The organism is Streptomyces sp. NPDC052107 (assembly GCF_040680215.1).
Taxonomy (GTDB): domain Bacteria; phylum Actinomycetota; class Actinomycetes; order Streptomycetales; family Streptomycetaceae; genus Streptomyces.
Map to the genome: position 1 here is coordinate 174,774 of NZ_JBFAWG010000003.1, position 13,823 is coordinate 188,596.

A 13,823-nucleotide genomic window follows, 5' to 3' on the forward strand; every position below is an offset into this window, starting at 1 on the left:
GCACTCTTGACCACAACACCGAACCGAAAATATCTTTCATCTGTGACCCAGGACGTGAAGGAAATTTTCGGCAGTCCGGGCGGATCCCTCGCCGCCAAGGTGCGCACCCTCGCCCCCTCCATGACCCGCTCCATGCAGCGCGTCGCGGAGGCCGTCGCGAGCGACCCGGCCGGCTGTGCCGCCCTCACGGTCACCGGCCTCGCCGAGCTCACCGGCACCAGCGAGGCCACGGTCGTCCGCACCGCCCGCATCCTGGGCTACCCCGGCTACCGCGATCTGCGTCTGGCCCTCGCCGGGCTCGCCGCGCAGCAGCAGTCGGGCCGGGCGCCGGCGATCACGACCGACATCGCGGTGGACGACCCCATCGCCGACGTCGTCACCAAGCTGGCCTACGAGGAGCAGCAGACCCTCGCGGACACGGCCGCCGGGCTCGACACCGTCCAGCTGGCCGCCGCGGTGGCCGCGCTGGCCGGCGCCCGGCGCACCGACGTGTACGGCATAGGGGCGTCCGGGCTCGTCGCCCAGGACCTCACCCAGAAGCTGCTCCGCATAGGCCTCATAGCCCACGCCCACAGCGATCCGCACCTCGCCGTGACCAACGCGGTGCAGCTCCGCTCGGGTGACGTGGCGATCGCGATCACCCACTCCGGCTCGACGGGGGACGTCATCGAGCCGCTGCGGGTCGCCTTCGAGCACGGGGCCACGACCGTGGCCATCTCCGGCCGGCCGGACTCGCCGGTCACCCAGTACGCCGACCACGTACTGACCACGTCCACCTCACGGGAGAGCGAGCTGCGACCGGCCGCGATGTCCTCGCGGACCAGTCAACTGCTCGTGGTGGACTGCCTGTTCGTGGGAGTGGCCCAGCGTACGTACGAGACGGCGGCGCCCGCGCTGGCCGCGTCGTACGAGGCGCTGGCGCACCGGCATCGCACCAGCCCCAGGTGAGTGACCCTCCGGATGGTCCGGACGAGTGACACCCCGGGTGAGTAACAGGACGCACAACGGCACCCAGACCTGAGAGAGCCGCCCCCCCATGACCTCCCATGACCTGCATCAGCAGTTGGCTTCCCTGACCACCGAAGCCTTCCGGCCCGAGCTCGCCGAGATCGACCGGCTTCCCACCCTCGACATCGCCCGCCTGATGAACGGTGAGGACGCGGGTGTGCCCGCGGCCGTGGCGGCGCAGTTGCCCAGGATCGCCGCCGCCATCGACGCCGTCGCCGAGCGCATGGCTCGCGGCGGCCGGCTGATCTACACCGGCGCCGGCACCGCCGGCCGGCTCGGCGTCCTGGACGCCTCCGAGTGCCCGCCCACCTTCAACACCGACCCCGCGCAGGTCGTCGGCGTGATCGCGGGCGGCCCGGAGGCGATGGTGACGTCCGTCGAGGGCGCGGAGGACTCCGCGGAACTGGCCCGCCGGGACCTGGACGCACTCAAGCTCACCCCCGACGACACCGTTGTGGGCGTCTCCGCCTCCGGCCGCACCCCCTACGCGATCGGCGCCGTCGAGCACGCCCGCGCCCTGGGCGCCCTGACCGTCGGCCTGGCCTGCAACGAGCACAGCGCGCTCGCGGCGGCGGCCGAACACGGCATCGAGGTCGTGGTCGGCCCCGAACTGATCACCGGCTCCACCCGTCTGAAGGCGGGCACGGCCCAGAAGCTGGTCCTCAACATGCTCTCGACGATCACGATGATCCGGCTCGGCAAGACCTACGGGAACCTGATGGTCGACGTGCGGGCGTCCAACGACAAGCTCCGGGCCCGCTCCGCCCGGATCGTGTCCCTGGCCACGGGCGCCTCGGACGAGGAGGTCGAGAAGGCCCTCACCGAGTCCGGCGGCCAGGTGAAGAACGCGATCCTCGCGCTCCTCGCCGAGGTCGACGGCCCGACGGCCGCCCGCCTTCTGGAGGAGTCCGGCGGCCATCTGCGTGCCGCGCTGGCGCACGCGGCCCGCTGACCCGCACGCTCGGGGCGTGCGCAACGACCCCGCCTCCACCGCGACCGCCATCCTCCACCGGGTCGGCGGCCCGGCCAACGTCACCTCCGTGGCCCACTGCATGACCCGCCTCCGGCTGACCCTCGCCGACCCGACGGCGGTGGACGAGGAGGGGTTGCGGGCGCTGCCCGGCGTGCTGGGGGTGGTGCCCGACGGGCCCACCCGGCAGATCGTGCTCGGGCCCGGAGTGGTCGACGAGGTCACGAAGGAGGTGGCGGCGCGGGTCGGAGCAGCGGGTCAACCCGGGCCTGCGGAGGCGAGGTTGAAGGCGCAGGGGCCGTTCAGGACGGCCCTGCGCCGGGTCGCGAACGTCTTCGTCCCGCTCATCCCCGCCCTGATCGGCTGCGGCATCCTGGCCGGCCTGAACGGCCTCCTGCTGAACACCGGCCGGCTACCGGCCCTGACCCCGGCCCTCTCCGCCATCGCCTCCGCGTTCCTGGCCCTGATCGCGGTGTTCGTCGGCCACAACACGGCGAAGGAGTTCGGCGGCACACCGGTGCTGGGCGGCGCGGTGGCGGCCGTGGTGGTGTATCCGGGCGTGGCGAAGGTGACGGCGTTCGGGACACACCTCGCCCCCGGCCAGGGCGGGGTCCTCGGCGCACTGGCGGCGGCACTGCTGGCGACCCGGGTGGAGAAGTGGGTGCGGGGCCGGGTGCCGGGCGCGCTGGACGTCCTGCTGACCCCGACCGTGACGGTCCTCGTCTCCGGCCTGGTGACGCTGTACGGCCTGATGTACGCGGCCGGCGCGGTGGCGACGGCGATCGGCACGGCGGCCAACTGGCTGCTGGCCACCACCGGTGCGGCCGCCGGACTGCTGCTCGGGGGCCTCTTCCTCCCCCTGGTCATGCTGGGCCTGCACCAGGCCCTGATCCCCATCCACACCACCCTCATCGAGCAACAGGGCTACACCGTCCTGCTCCCCCTGCTGGCCATGGCGGGCGCGGGCCAGGTCGGCGCGGCGCTCGCGGTGTACGTCCGCACGCGCCACGACGTCTCCGTCCCTACGGCCTCCCTGCGTACGACGATCCGCTCGGCGCTCCCGGCCGGGCTGCTGGGCGTCGGCGAGCCGCTGATCTACGGGGTGTCCCTGCCGCTGGGCCGCCCGTTCCTGACCGCCTGCGCGGGCGGGGCGGCGGGCGGGGCGTTCGTCGGCTTCTTCGCGATGCTCGGCACGAAGGTGGGCGCGACGGCGATCGGCCCGTCGGGCTGGGCGCTGTTCCCGCTGCTCACGGGGAACAGGGGTGTAGGCCCGGCGGCGGCGATCTACGCAGGCGGCCTGTTGACGGCCTACGCGGTCGGCTTCACGGCAACGTATCTCTTCGGCCTCCCGCGCGGCCCTGCGTGGCGGCACCGGCGTGACGCCCGGCCGGGGCGGGTCGTTCCCCCGGCATGAAGAGGATGAAGCTCCTGGCCACGGCCGCCCTCACGGCTGCCTCCGCGGCAACCCTGGCCGCCCCCGCACACGCCGACGACCAGTGGACCGCCACGGATACGGCGACCTGTGCCGGCGACCTCGTCGTCCCCGTGGTCAAGTCCGTGTCCCCGCTCCCGCTGGGCAACCCCTTGCCCAGGTGCGGCAAGGGCGGCCTGGTCCATCAGGGCCGCTGAGGGACGGGACTCACGGAGCCCGCCAGACCAGCGTGTAACGCCAGAAGAGCCGCCGCCGGAACCGGGCCCCGGGAAGCAGCCGGCGAGCCTCCCGCTCGACCTCGCCGTAGCTCATCCCGGGCTCGCGGGTGGGCGCGGTCATGGACACGGGCCTCCGGGTGACCGCCCGCCCGCGATTCTTCACCCACCCGGTCGCCACGTTCAGCGGTACGGCGACCAGCCCGAGCGCGTGAGCGAGCGGACTGTCGGCCCGCGCACAGCCGACGACGACCAGGGTCCCGCCGGGAGCCAGCCCCTTCTTGAGCCGGTCGAGAGTCTCGGCGAAGGGCAGGTGATGGAGCACGGCCACACAGGTGATGACGTCGTAGGGGCCGGGCGGAAGACCGTCCGGGGCGGAGGCGAGTTTGTAGGTGACGGCGGCGTCGGGGGCCGTCAGCTGCCGCGCCTTCCCGAGAATCTCCGGCTCGGCATCCACCCCGACGACCGACTCCGCCCGCCGAGCCAGCAGCCGAACGAGATCTCCGCTCCCACACCCCACGTCCAGCGCGGCGCGGAACCGCCGGGGCAACTGCCGTACCAACCAGGGGTGATAGTGCGCGTTGTGGTCCCAGGGGTGGGCGGAATTGAAGCGATGAAGGACGTCGACCAACCGGCTCGGCAACACGGGCACACCCTACGGCTCGCCCAACTCCCCCAAGTCGCCCAGACTCTGGCCAAGGATCCGACTCAGCCCGTGCCCGGACTCTGGGCCAAGGGCTGTCCCGCGGTGATCACGGCATCCGGGGCAGAGCTCCCCGATGGGCTGAGACAGGCTCAGCCGGTGGCTTGTGCGGCCGTCACCCCTTGCTCCCGGGCGGACCGGTCTTCCCTCCCTCGCCGGCCGGCCCGCCCGGGCCACACCCGGGGCAGCGGTGCCCGGGACCGGGTGTCCGCAAGGGCGAGGCGATCCTTTACAGTTCGTTCACCCGCCGGACGCCTACCCGGGCGACAGGCCTCTTTCCCTGAGGGAACTCATGCGCAGACTCGCCATCGGTGCCGCTTCGTCCGGCGCGCTGGCACTCATCGCCCTCACCGTTCCGGTCGCTCACGCGGACACGGTGGTGGGCGACACCCAGGTTTCGAACGTGGTGGTGAACGGTGGCAAGGACGTCGCCGTCGGCACGACGAACAAGGTGACCTTCAAGGTCACGTTCACGGCCTCCGACCCGGCCGGCATAGCCTCCGGGCAGACGTACCTGTACCACGGCACCTGGAGCGACCCCGACGCCTTCTGGACCCAGGACTCGCCCAGCGAGACCACGTGCACGTCGGGCACCACGGTCACCTGCACGTCGACGTACACCGTCGTCCCCGAATACGACCTGCACTACAACGCCTTCGCGGGCACCTGGCACTTCGGTGCGTACGCGAAGGCCAAGGACGGCGACTCGGCGAAGCGGACGAATCTCGGCACCTTCCACGTGCAGCGCTACTCCAAGCTCACGGTCAACGCCTCGCCGGAGCCGGTCGCCAAGGGCCGGACGATCACCGTCACGGGCCAGCTGACCAGGGCGAACTGGGAGGACCACCTGTATCACGGGTACACCGGACAGCCGGTCGAGCTGCAGTTCCGCAAGGCCGGCAGCAGCACGTACAGCACCATCAAGACCGTGAACACGGACGGCAGCGGCAATGTGAGGACCACGGTCACCGCCTCCACCGACGGCTACTGGCGCTACTACTTCACGGGCACGAGCACCACGCCCGCCGCCAAGGCCACGGGCGACTTCGTCGACGTGAAGTGACGAGGGGTCTCACCCGAGGTCTCCGAGCAACGCACAAGGACGCGCTGCCGCGGGGCCGCGCGTCCTTGTCTGCGGGAGCCGGGGGTTACTCCAGCATGCCCGTGACGGGAGTAGCTCTCGTACCCTTGGGGGACACCGAGGAACTCAAGGACTGCGCAGGCTGACATGAATCACGCCCAGCTCGCCGCTCTGGGAAGGGCCCTCCGGGTGCTCGGGGAGCACGGGGAGGCGTTGACCGCCGACACCCCGGATGCCCGGCTGCATGAGGTCAAGGCGGATCTGCGTCGGGCGCTCGACCTCGTGGAGGAGAGCGTCGGGAGCGGCGCGCCCAGCACCCGGTGTCCCGAGCATCCGCACGGGCCCGTCGACGAGAGCGCGCCCGATCTGTGTCTGCTCTGTGAGACCCGGCGCCGGGCCGCCCGGCGGTCGGAGTTTCAGGGTGGGAGGACCGAACCCGCACCCGTCGCCACCGCGCCGTCCCGTTACGGGGTCCGAGGTGACCGGCCTCAGCCGCAGCAGCGGTGGTTGCCGGAGGCGTGGAACGGACACGAGTGGCAGTTGTGCGGGACGCCGAGGAGGGACCGGCGGGAGGCGGAGGCGTATCTCGCCGCCCAGCGGCGCGGATCGCGGCCCGCGATGGCCTACCGGCTCGTGCACGAGTTCACCGACTACGAGGTGCTGCGGGTGTGGGGCACACCCGTGCACGTCGACATCGAGTCGCTAGGCAACCTGTAGGCCCCAGGCGTTTCAGCTGAGCGTCTTCAGCGAGGCCGCGTCGTACGGCTTCAGCTCGTCGAAGCGGTCGGAGAGCACCTTGGCCGCCCACTCCGGGTCCTGGAGCAGCGCGCGGCCCACGGCGACCATGTCGAACTCGTCGGCCTCCAGGCGGTCGAGGAGGTTGTCGATGCCCTTGACCTCGGAGCCCTGGCCCTGGAAGGCGCCCAGGAACTCGCCGTCGAGGCCGACCGAGCCGACGGAGATGACCTGCTTTCCGGTGAGCTTCTTGGTCCAGCCGGCCAGGTTCAGGTCCGAGCCGTCGAACTCCGGCACCCAGTAGCGGCGGGTGGAGGCGTGGAAGACGTCGACGCCGGCCGCGGCGAGCGGGGTGAGGATCGCCTCCAGCTCCTCGGGGGTCTCGGCCAGGCGGGCGGTGTAGTCCTGCTGCTTCCACTGCGAGTAGCGGAAGATGATCGGGAACTCGGGGGAGACCGCCTCGCGGACCGCCGCCACGATCTCCGCGGAGAACTGGGCGCGGGCCACCGGGTCGCCGCCGTAGGCGTCGGTGCGGCGGTTGGTGCCCTCCCACAGGAACTGGTCGAGGAGGTAGCCGTGGGCGCCGTGGAGCTCCACGCCGTCGAAGCCGATGCGCTCGGCGGCGGCCGCGGCCTCGGCGAACGCGCCGATGACGGCGTCCAGGTCGGCCTGCGTCATCGCCTTGCCGGTGGGCTCGGCGTCCGCGGCGACCAGGCCGGAGGGGCCCATCGCGGGGGCGTCCGGGTACGGGGCGTCGCCGTCCTTGCGGACCATGCCGATGTGCCACAGCTGCGGGACGATCGTGCCGCCGGCCGCGTGCACGTCCTCGGCGACCTTCGCCCAGCCCGCCAGCTGCTCCTCGCCGTGGAACCGGGGCACGCGCGCGCTGTTGCCGGCCGACTCGTGGCCCACGTACGTGCCCTCGGTGACGATCAGGCCGACCCCGGCGGCGGCCCGGCGGGAGTAGTACGAACGCACGTCCTCGCCGGGGATGCCGCCCGGGGAGAACATACGGGTCATCGGCGCCATCACGATTCGGTTGGGGACCGTGAGACCGTTGAGGGCGATCGGACGGGACAGGATCTGGGCCGCGCGGGAGGCGGGCGTCGTGACGGTCACGTGGGGGGCTCCTCTGGGTGGCTGAGTTAACCGGGCGGTATGTGTGCACGCATTGTTGCAGCTCCTTAAGTAATCGCACTATGCGCTGCCGCACATTCCGACCCCGGAAGAGGCTTTATGTGACACCGCTCACACTGTCCCGGTTCAGCCGCCGCACCCGCTCCCGCAGCGCCTCGTCCGGCGGCGCCGGCTCGACCGAGTCCGGCGGACAGTCCCACTCCCGGCCACCGCCGATCGGCCGAAGCTGCACGTAACCTCCTACGCGCCCCATGACCTCGCCGATCCGCCCGTTCCGCAGGTCCACGGCGTACACGGGTGTACGGCTCACACGTCACCGCCCTTCACCCGCAGGGCCGCAGCCAGCTTCGAGGCGACGCCGATGTTGCAGCGGCCCAGGTCGACCAGGGCGTACGGATGCCCTTGGGCGCCGGTCACCGGGTCGATCCGCAGCGACGGCAGTGTGATCCCGACGCCGTGCAGGGCTTCACGCAGCCGCTCCACCGCTTCCTCGGCACTCCGTGCGGGCCGCTCGTCCGCCGCCGCTTTCTTCATCTCCATTGCGCCAATTCCTCCACGCTGAGTGTTCGGGTACACCACACAGAGTGGCCGCCAGCGCTCTAACCTGGCCAGCGAGGGCGCCCCAACAACCTCTGTTGTCAGACCAGGAGTTGCCATGGCAGGACCGAAGAACCTCGATCCGTCGTCAACTTCATCGCCCAGGAGGGGGACTGGGCGAACCCCGACGGCGTCCTCATGGTCGTGGAAGTCACCTCTCGCGACCGTGACACCGACCGTCGCGACCGCATCGACAAGGTCCGTGGTTACGCCGAGGCCGGTATCCCCATCTGCCTGCTGATCGACCGGGACAACGACACCCTCGTCGTCCACAGCGAGCCCCAGGACGGCCGCTACCAGCAATCCCCCTCCTATAGGTGGGGCGTCGCCGTCGCACTCCCCTCTCCTGTCAACGTCACCCTCGACACCGAGGACCTCAAGGACTACGCCGACTGAGGCTCGTGAAACGCCCGAGGGCGGCACCCCCAGCCAGAAGCTGGGCGTACCGCCCTCGGTCCGAAGGACAGGCGATCAACCGTCAGGTCGATCAGAAGTCCATGTCACCGCCCGGCATGCCGCCGCCGGCCGGTGCGGCGGCCTTCTCCGGCTTGTCGGCGATGACGGCCTCGGTGGTGAGGAACAGCGCGGCGATGGAGGCGGCGTTCTGCAGGGCAGAGCGGGTCACCTTCGCCGGGTCGATGATGCCCTCGGCGACCAGGTCGACGTACTCGCCGGTCGCGGCGTTCAGGCCGTGGCCCGGGGTCAGGTTGCGCACCTTCTCCACCACGACGCCGCCCTCGAGGCCGGCGTTGACGGCGATCTGCTTCAGCGGGGCCTCCAGGGCGACGCGCACGGCGTTGGCGCCGGTCGCCTCGTCACCTTCCAGGTCCAGCTTCTCGAAGACCGAGGAGGCCTGGATGAGCGCCACGCCACCACCGGCGACGATGCCCTCCTCGACGGCCGCCTTCGCGTTGCGGACGGCGTCCTCGATGCGGTGCTTGCGCTCCTTGAGCTCCACCTCGGTGGCGGCACCGGCCTTGATGACCGCGACACCGCCGGCGAGCTTCGCCAGGCGCTCCTGCAGCTTCTCGCGGTCGTAGTCCGAGTCGCTGTTCTCGATCTCGGCGCGGATCTGGTTGACGCGGCCGCCCACCTGCTCCGAGGAGCCGGCACCGTCGACGATGGTGGTCTCGTCCTTGGTGATGACGACCTTGCGGGCGCGGCCCAGGAGGTCCAGGGTCGCGTTCTCCAGCTTGAGGCCGACCTCCTCGGAGATGACCTCGCCGCCCGTGAGGATGGCGATGTCGCCGAGCATGGCCTTGCGGCGGTCACCGAAGCCCGGGGCCTTGACGGCGACGGACTTGAAGGTGCCGCGGATCTTGTTGACGACCAGGGTCGACAGGGCCTCGCCCTCGACGTCCTCGGCGATGATCAGCAGCGGCTTGCCCGACTGCATGACCTTCTCCAGGAGCGGGAGCAGGTCCTTGACGGAGCCGATCTTGGAGTTGGCGATGAGGATGTACGGGTCCTCGAGCGACGCCTCCATGCGCTCCATGTCGGTCGCGAAGTAGGCGGAGATGTAGCCCTTGTCGAAGCGCATACCCTCGGTGAGCTCCAGCTCCAGGCCGAAGGTGTTGCTCTCCTCGACGGTGATGACGCCTTCCTTGCCGACCTTGTCCATGGCCTCGGCGATCAGCTCGCCGATCTGGGTGTCGGCGGCGGAGATGGACGCGGTGGAGGCGATCTGCTCCTTGGTCTCGACGTCCTTCGCCTGCTCCAGCAGGGCGGCGGAGACGGCCTCGACGGCCTTCTCGATACCGCGCTTCAGGGCCATCGGGTTGGCGCCGGCGGCGACGTTGCGCAGGCCTTCCTTGACCAGGGCCTGGGCGAGAACGGTCGCGGTGGTCGTACCGTCACCGGCGACGTCGTCCGTCTTCTTGGCGACTTCCTTGACCAGCTCGGCGCCGATCTTCTCGTACGGGTCCTCGAGCTCGATCTCCTTGGCGATGGAGACACCATCGTTGGTGATCGTGGGGGCGCCCCACTTCTTCTCGAGGACGACGTTGCGGCCCTTGGGGCCGAGCGTCACCTTCACGGCGTCCGCGAGCTGGTTCATGCCGCGCTCGAGGCCGCGCCGCGCCTCCTCGTCGAACGCGATGATCTTGGCCATGTGAAGTGGTCCCTCCAGGACTGGGGGTGATTCCTTCGGACCGCGCCCGCGCCCGCGACGGACGGCTCGCCGGCCTTGTGGTTCCTTGCCCCACCCGGCCTGCGGGCCTCACCGACCCGGTCCTTCACTGTCACTCTCACCTTCAGAGTGCTAACGCCAATGATTAGCACTCGGCATGGTCGAGTGCAAGCGCCTACGGGGGTACGGCACCCCCGTCAGCCGCCCGCGAACACGCGCACCCCGGGCATGACGAAGGGCCCGCACCCCGAGTGAGGTGCGAGCCCTTCGAAGATGAACGAAGAACGTCGCTGACAGTCGACGCGTGCTTCAGCTGGTCGCCAGCCGGACCATGTCCGCCTGCGGGCCCTTCTGGCCCTGCGAGATCTCGAAGTCGACCCGCTGCCCCTCTTCCAGGGTGCGGTAACCGTCCATCTGGATCGCGCTGTAGTGGACGAAAACATCCGCACCACCGTCGACCGCGATGAAGCCGTACCCCTTCTCCGCGTTGAACCACTTGACGGTGCCCTGAGCCATGCCTAACTCCCCTATTACTGGCCCTTGCACAGATCCACACTTCGCGGACCCGGGTCAGACCTCACCCCCCATCGGTCGGGGGCGTGCGCCGGAACGCGTCGACCGCGGCTGAATGTATCTGTCCAACTGCCGTCTGCAACAGGTCAATCGGACGAGAATTCTGGACGGGAACGGTCCGGAATGTGCGGAGAATTCGCCTGACTTCAGGGCAAGTCAGGCTCCACAAACCGCCACAAAAGCCGCATAAAACCCGCGCACTTTGGCTACTTCTTGTCGGGCGTGCGGCATGAATACAGGGCCCTTGACCGGTGGTCCGAGAGCGCGTTCCCCAACTCTACCGCGCTCAATCACACAGAATTGCCTCCTCCGCTTCTCTCACGGAGGAGGCAATTCGATGAACAATGCGTAACTGACGTTACCCTAGGTAACGATCAGCCGCCGGCGACGGCCGGAATGATCGAGACGCCGGCGCCGTCCGGGGTCGCCGTCTCCAGGCCCTGCTCGAAGCGCACGTCGTCGTCGTTGACGTAGACGTTGACGAACCGGCGCAGCTTGCCCTGGTCGTCCAGGACGCGCGCGGCGATGCCGGTGTGGTTCTTCTCCAGGTCGGCGATGACCTCGGCGAGGGTCGCGCCCTCCGCGGCGACCTCGGCCTGCCCGCCGGTGTAGGTGCGCAGGATGGTAGGGATGCGAACGGTCACGCTCATGCGAGGCCAGCCTCTCGGAAGGAGTCCAGGGTCGGTCGGATGGTGGCGGTGAGGCCGGTCCCGGCCACCGCGTCCAGCGTCTTGAGTCCATCGCCGGTGTTGAGGACGACCGTGGTCTTCGCCGGGTCCAGGACGCCGTCCTTGAGCAGCTTGCGGGTGACGCCGACGGTCACACCGCCCGCCGTCTCCGCGAAGATGCCCTCGGTGCGGGCCAGCAGCTTGATGGCGTCGACGACTTCCTCGTCCGTCACGTCCTCCACGGCACCGCCGGTGCGGCGCGCGATGTCCAGGACGTACGGCCCGTCGGCCGGGTTGCCGATGGCGAGGGACTTGGCGATGGTGTTCGGCTTCTGGGGCCGTACGACGTCGTGCCCGGCCTTGAAGGCGGTGGACACCGGTGAGCAGCCCTCGGCCTGCGCACCGAAGATCTTGTACGGCTTGTCCTCGACCAGACCGAGCTTGATCAGCTCCTGCAGACCCTTGTCGATCTTCGTGAGCTGGGAGCCGGAGGCGATCGGGACCACGATCTGGTCGGGCAGCCGCCAGCCGAGCTGCTCGCAGATCTCGTACGCGAGGGTCTTGGAGCCCTCCGCGTAGTACGGCCGCAGGTTGACGTTGACGAAGCCCCAGCCCTCGCCGGCCGGGTCACCGATCAGCTCGGAGCAGAAGCGGTTCACGTCGTCGTAGTTGCCCTCGATGCCGACGAGCTCGCCGCCGTAGACCGCGGCCATGACGACCTTGCCCTGCTCCAGGTCGTGCGGGATGAACACGCAGGAGCGCAGGCCGGCGCGGGCCGCGGCGGCACCGACGGCACCGGCGAGGTTGCCGGTGGAGGAGCAGGACAGGGTGGTGAAGCCGAAGGCGCGGGCGGCCTCCAGGGCCTGGGCGACCACGCGGTCCTTGAAGGAGTGGGTCGGGTTGCCGGAGTCGTCCTTGACGAACAGGCCGCCGGTGACGCCGAGTTCGGCGGCTAGGTTGTCGGCCTTGACGAGCTTGGTCCAGCCCGGGTTCAGGTTCGGCTTGTCGGCCACGTCGGCCGGAACGGGCAGCAGCGGCGCGTACCGCCAGATGTTCGCGGGGCCGGCCTCGATACGGCGGCGCAGCTCTTCGGTGTCGTAGGCGGAGAAGTCGTAGGCGATCTCCAGCGGGCCGAAACACTCCTCGCAGGCGAACACCGGGCCGAGCGGAACGCGGTGTCCGCACTCGCGACAGCTCAGGGCCGCGGCGGGACCGAGGTCGACGGTGGAATCCGTGGAGCTTGCAACTGTCTGCACAGCCATGGAGGCGAGGCCCTTTCTCCTCATCTTCCTCACGACGCACCTCGCCGTGAGACGGATTTGGCACCTTCCCTAGCCGGGAGCCTCGCGGAGCGATCGAGCCTGATCAGGCCGATCTACGAGTACCGACTGGAGGGTTGCCGGGGCTTCATCGGGCCGTGTCCCTCTGCCCCTCTGGATGAGCGGTATGCGGTTGTGGACGCGTGCTGACCCCCGACATGCGATGGTCACCGGCGTTGTTCAAGACTGTAACCGAAGGCCAGGACAGTTGAGATAGTCGTCCGAACCGCGAGATGGATCACACGGTGCAGCCCGTGCGATCACGAACAGTGAGGAGCCGCAGACCGTGCTGGAAGAAGTCGAGCGCTGGCTGGCCACCCGCTCCTGGTCCGTGGCCGATCGCCCGCTCCACCGCATCCTGTGCGCCAAGCAGCGCACCGGCCAGACGATCAGCGTCGTACTGCCCGCGCTCAACGAGGAGGAGACGGTCGGCGACATCGTCGCGATCATCAGGCACGACCTCGTGGAACGGGTCCCGCTCGTCGACGAGATCGTGGTGGTCGACTCCGGCTCCACCGACCGCACCTCCGAGGTCGCCGCCGCCGCGGGCGCGCGGGTCGTTCACCGGGACGAGATCCTGCCCCGCATCCCCGCCGTCCCCGGAAAGGGTGAGGTGCTGTGGCGCTCGCTTCTGGTGACCAGTGGGGACATCGTCTGTTTCATCGACGCGGACCTGAAGGAGTTCTCCTCCGACTTCGTCTCCGGGATCGTCGGCCCGCTGCTCACCGAGCCCGGGGTGGACCTGGTCAAGGGCATGTACGACCGCCCGCTCGCCGGGACGGCCGGGCAGGGCGGACGGGTCACCGAGCTGATGGCCCGCCCGCTGCTGAACATGCACTGGCCGCAGCTGGCCGGATTCGTGCAGCCGCTGGGCGGCGAGTACGCGGCCCGGCGCTCGCTGCTGGAACAGCTGCCGTTCCCGGTCGGGTACGGCGTGGAGCTGGGCATGCTGGTGGACGCCCTGCACCTGGTGGGTCTCGACGCGCTGTCCCAGGTGGACGTGGGCGTGCGCAAGCACCGGCACCAGGACGGGCAGGCGCTGGGCCGGATGGCCGCCGCGATCTACCGCACGGCCCAGCTCCGGCTGGCCCGCGGGCATCTGATCCGCCCCTCCCTCACCCAGTTCGAGCGCTGCGAGGACGGCTTCGAGCCACGCACCTACTCGGTGGACACCGAGGAACGGCCGCCGATGGTGGAGATCACGGAATATGCCGAGCGCAAGGTGGCGTGAACCGGTCGTATACGGGGGCGTGCCGG

The 13,823-nt window shown here is 70.0% G+C and carries 16 protein-coding genes and 1 riboswitch; of the genes, 8 read left to right on the plus strand and 8 right to left on the minus strand.

What is annotated here, in order from left to right:
• Positions 1–42: 42 nt before the first annotated feature.
• From AB0M27_RS04565 to AB0M27_RS04580, 4 genes are all read left to right on the plus strand, one after another.
• A complete protein-coding gene (locus tag AB0M27_RS04565) occupies positions 43–948 on the plus strand; it encodes a MurR/RpiR family transcriptional regulator (RefSeq protein WP_365717853.1) in 906 nt (301 codons plus the stop codon).
• Between the two features lie 88 nt (positions 949–1,036).
• Positions 1,037–1,960, plus strand: coding sequence for an N-acetylmuramic acid 6-phosphate etherase (murQ, locus tag AB0M27_RS04570; RefSeq protein ID WP_365717855.1), 924 nt, complete (start codon positions 1,037–1,039; stop codon positions 1,958–1,960).
• 16 nt (positions 1,961–1,976) lie between these two features.
• Positions 1,977–3,392, plus strand: a complete 1,416-nt coding sequence (locus AB0M27_RS04575) for a PTS transporter subunit EIIC (RefSeq protein WP_365717858.1) — start codon at positions 1,977–1,979, stop codon at positions 3,390–3,392.
• 5 nt (positions 3,393–3,397) lie between these two features.
• Complete coding sequence (locus tag AB0M27_RS04580) at positions 3,398–3,607, plus strand: hypothetical protein (protein WP_365717860.1); 210 nt, start codon at positions 3,398–3,400, stop codon at positions 3,605–3,607.
• A gap of 10 nt (positions 3,608–3,617) precedes the next feature.
• Here the strand turns inward: AB0M27_RS04580 and AB0M27_RS04585 are convergent, their stop codons facing one another.
• Complete coding sequence (locus AB0M27_RS04585; protein ID WP_365717862.1) at positions 3,618–4,277, minus strand: class I SAM-dependent methyltransferase; 660 nt, start codon at positions 4,275–4,277, stop codon at positions 3,618–3,620.
• A 343-nt stretch (positions 4,278–4,620) separates the two neighbouring features.
• On the opposite strand from AB0M27_RS04585, the gene AB0M27_RS04590 reads away from it, so the two are divergent.
• Positions 4,621–5,391, plus strand: a complete 771-nt coding sequence (locus tag AB0M27_RS04590; RefSeq protein ID WP_365717864.1) for a calcium-binding protein — start codon at positions 4,621–4,623, stop codon at positions 5,389–5,391.
• A gap of 165 nt (positions 5,392–5,556) precedes the next feature.
• A complete protein-coding gene (locus tag AB0M27_RS04595; RefSeq protein WP_365717866.1) occupies positions 5,557–6,126 on the plus strand; it encodes a hypothetical protein in 570 nt (189 codons plus the stop codon).
• A 12-nt stretch (positions 6,127–6,138) separates the two neighbouring features.
• Here AB0M27_RS04595 and AB0M27_RS04600 read toward each other — a convergent pair whose 3' ends face one another.
• The 3 genes from AB0M27_RS04600 to AB0M27_RS04610 all read right to left on the minus strand — a co-directional run bounded on the left by AB0M27_RS04600 (position 6,139) and on the right by AB0M27_RS04610 (position 7,821).
• Complete coding sequence (locus tag AB0M27_RS04600) at positions 6,139–7,263, minus strand: NADH:flavin oxidoreductase (RefSeq protein WP_365717868.1); 1,125 nt, start codon at positions 7,261–7,263, stop codon at positions 6,139–6,141.
• A 115-nt stretch (positions 7,264–7,378) separates the two neighbouring features.
• Entirely contained in the window at positions 7,379–7,591 is a 213-nt protein-coding gene (locus tag AB0M27_RS04605; protein WP_365717870.1) for a hypothetical protein, read from the minus strand.
• A complete protein-coding gene (locus AB0M27_RS04610; protein WP_365717872.1) occupies positions 7,588–7,821 on the minus strand; it encodes a hypothetical protein in 234 nt (77 codons plus the stop codon). Before AB0M27_RS04610 ends, AB0M27_RS04605 begins: the two co-directional genes overlap by 4 nt.
• 153 nt (positions 7,822–7,974) lie before the next feature.
• Between AB0M27_RS04610 and AB0M27_RS04615 the strand changes: the two genes are divergently transcribed.
• Positions 7,975–8,274: a Uma2 family endonuclease gene (locus AB0M27_RS04615; RefSeq protein WP_365718189.1), complete on the plus strand. Its 300-nt coding sequence runs from the start codon at positions 7,975–7,977 to the stop codon at positions 8,272–8,274.
• Between the two features lie 91 nt (positions 8,275–8,365).
• On the opposite strand, the gene groL is transcribed toward AB0M27_RS04615, so the two are convergent.
• From groL to thrC, 4 genes are all read right to left on the minus strand, one after another.
• A complete protein-coding gene (gene groL / locus AB0M27_RS04620; RefSeq protein ID WP_365717874.1) occupies positions 8,366–9,988 on the minus strand; it encodes a chaperonin GroEL in 1,623 nt (540 codons plus the stop codon).
• Positions 9,989–10,315: 327 nt separating this feature from the next.
• The gene (locus AB0M27_RS04625; protein WP_019057200.1) at positions 10,316–10,522 is read right to left on the minus strand and encodes a cold-shock protein; all 207 of its coding nucleotides are present in this window, start codon (positions 10,520–10,522) and stop codon (positions 10,316–10,318) included.
• Between the two features lie 431 nt (positions 10,523–10,953).
• A complete protein-coding gene (locus tag AB0M27_RS04630; protein WP_004000249.1) occupies positions 10,954–11,229 on the minus strand; it encodes a MoaD/ThiS family protein in 276 nt (91 codons plus the stop codon).
• Positions 11,226–12,509 (minus strand): threonine synthase, encoded by a 1,284-nt coding sequence (gene thrC, locus AB0M27_RS04635; protein WP_365717876.1) that lies wholly within the window; start codon positions 12,507–12,509, stop codon positions 11,226–11,228. Before thrC ends, AB0M27_RS04630 begins: the two co-directional genes overlap by 4 nt.
• A gap of 17 nt (positions 12,510–12,526) precedes the next feature.
• Positions 12,527–12,691: riboswitch (SAM riboswitch) on the minus strand.
• 161 nt (positions 12,692–12,852) lie between these two features.
• Here thrC and AB0M27_RS04640 point away from each other — a divergent pair.
• A complete protein-coding gene (locus AB0M27_RS04640; protein WP_365717878.1) occupies positions 12,853–13,797 on the plus strand; it encodes a glucosyl-3-phosphoglycerate synthase in 945 nt (314 codons plus the stop codon).
• Positions 13,798–13,823: the final 26 nt, after the last annotated feature.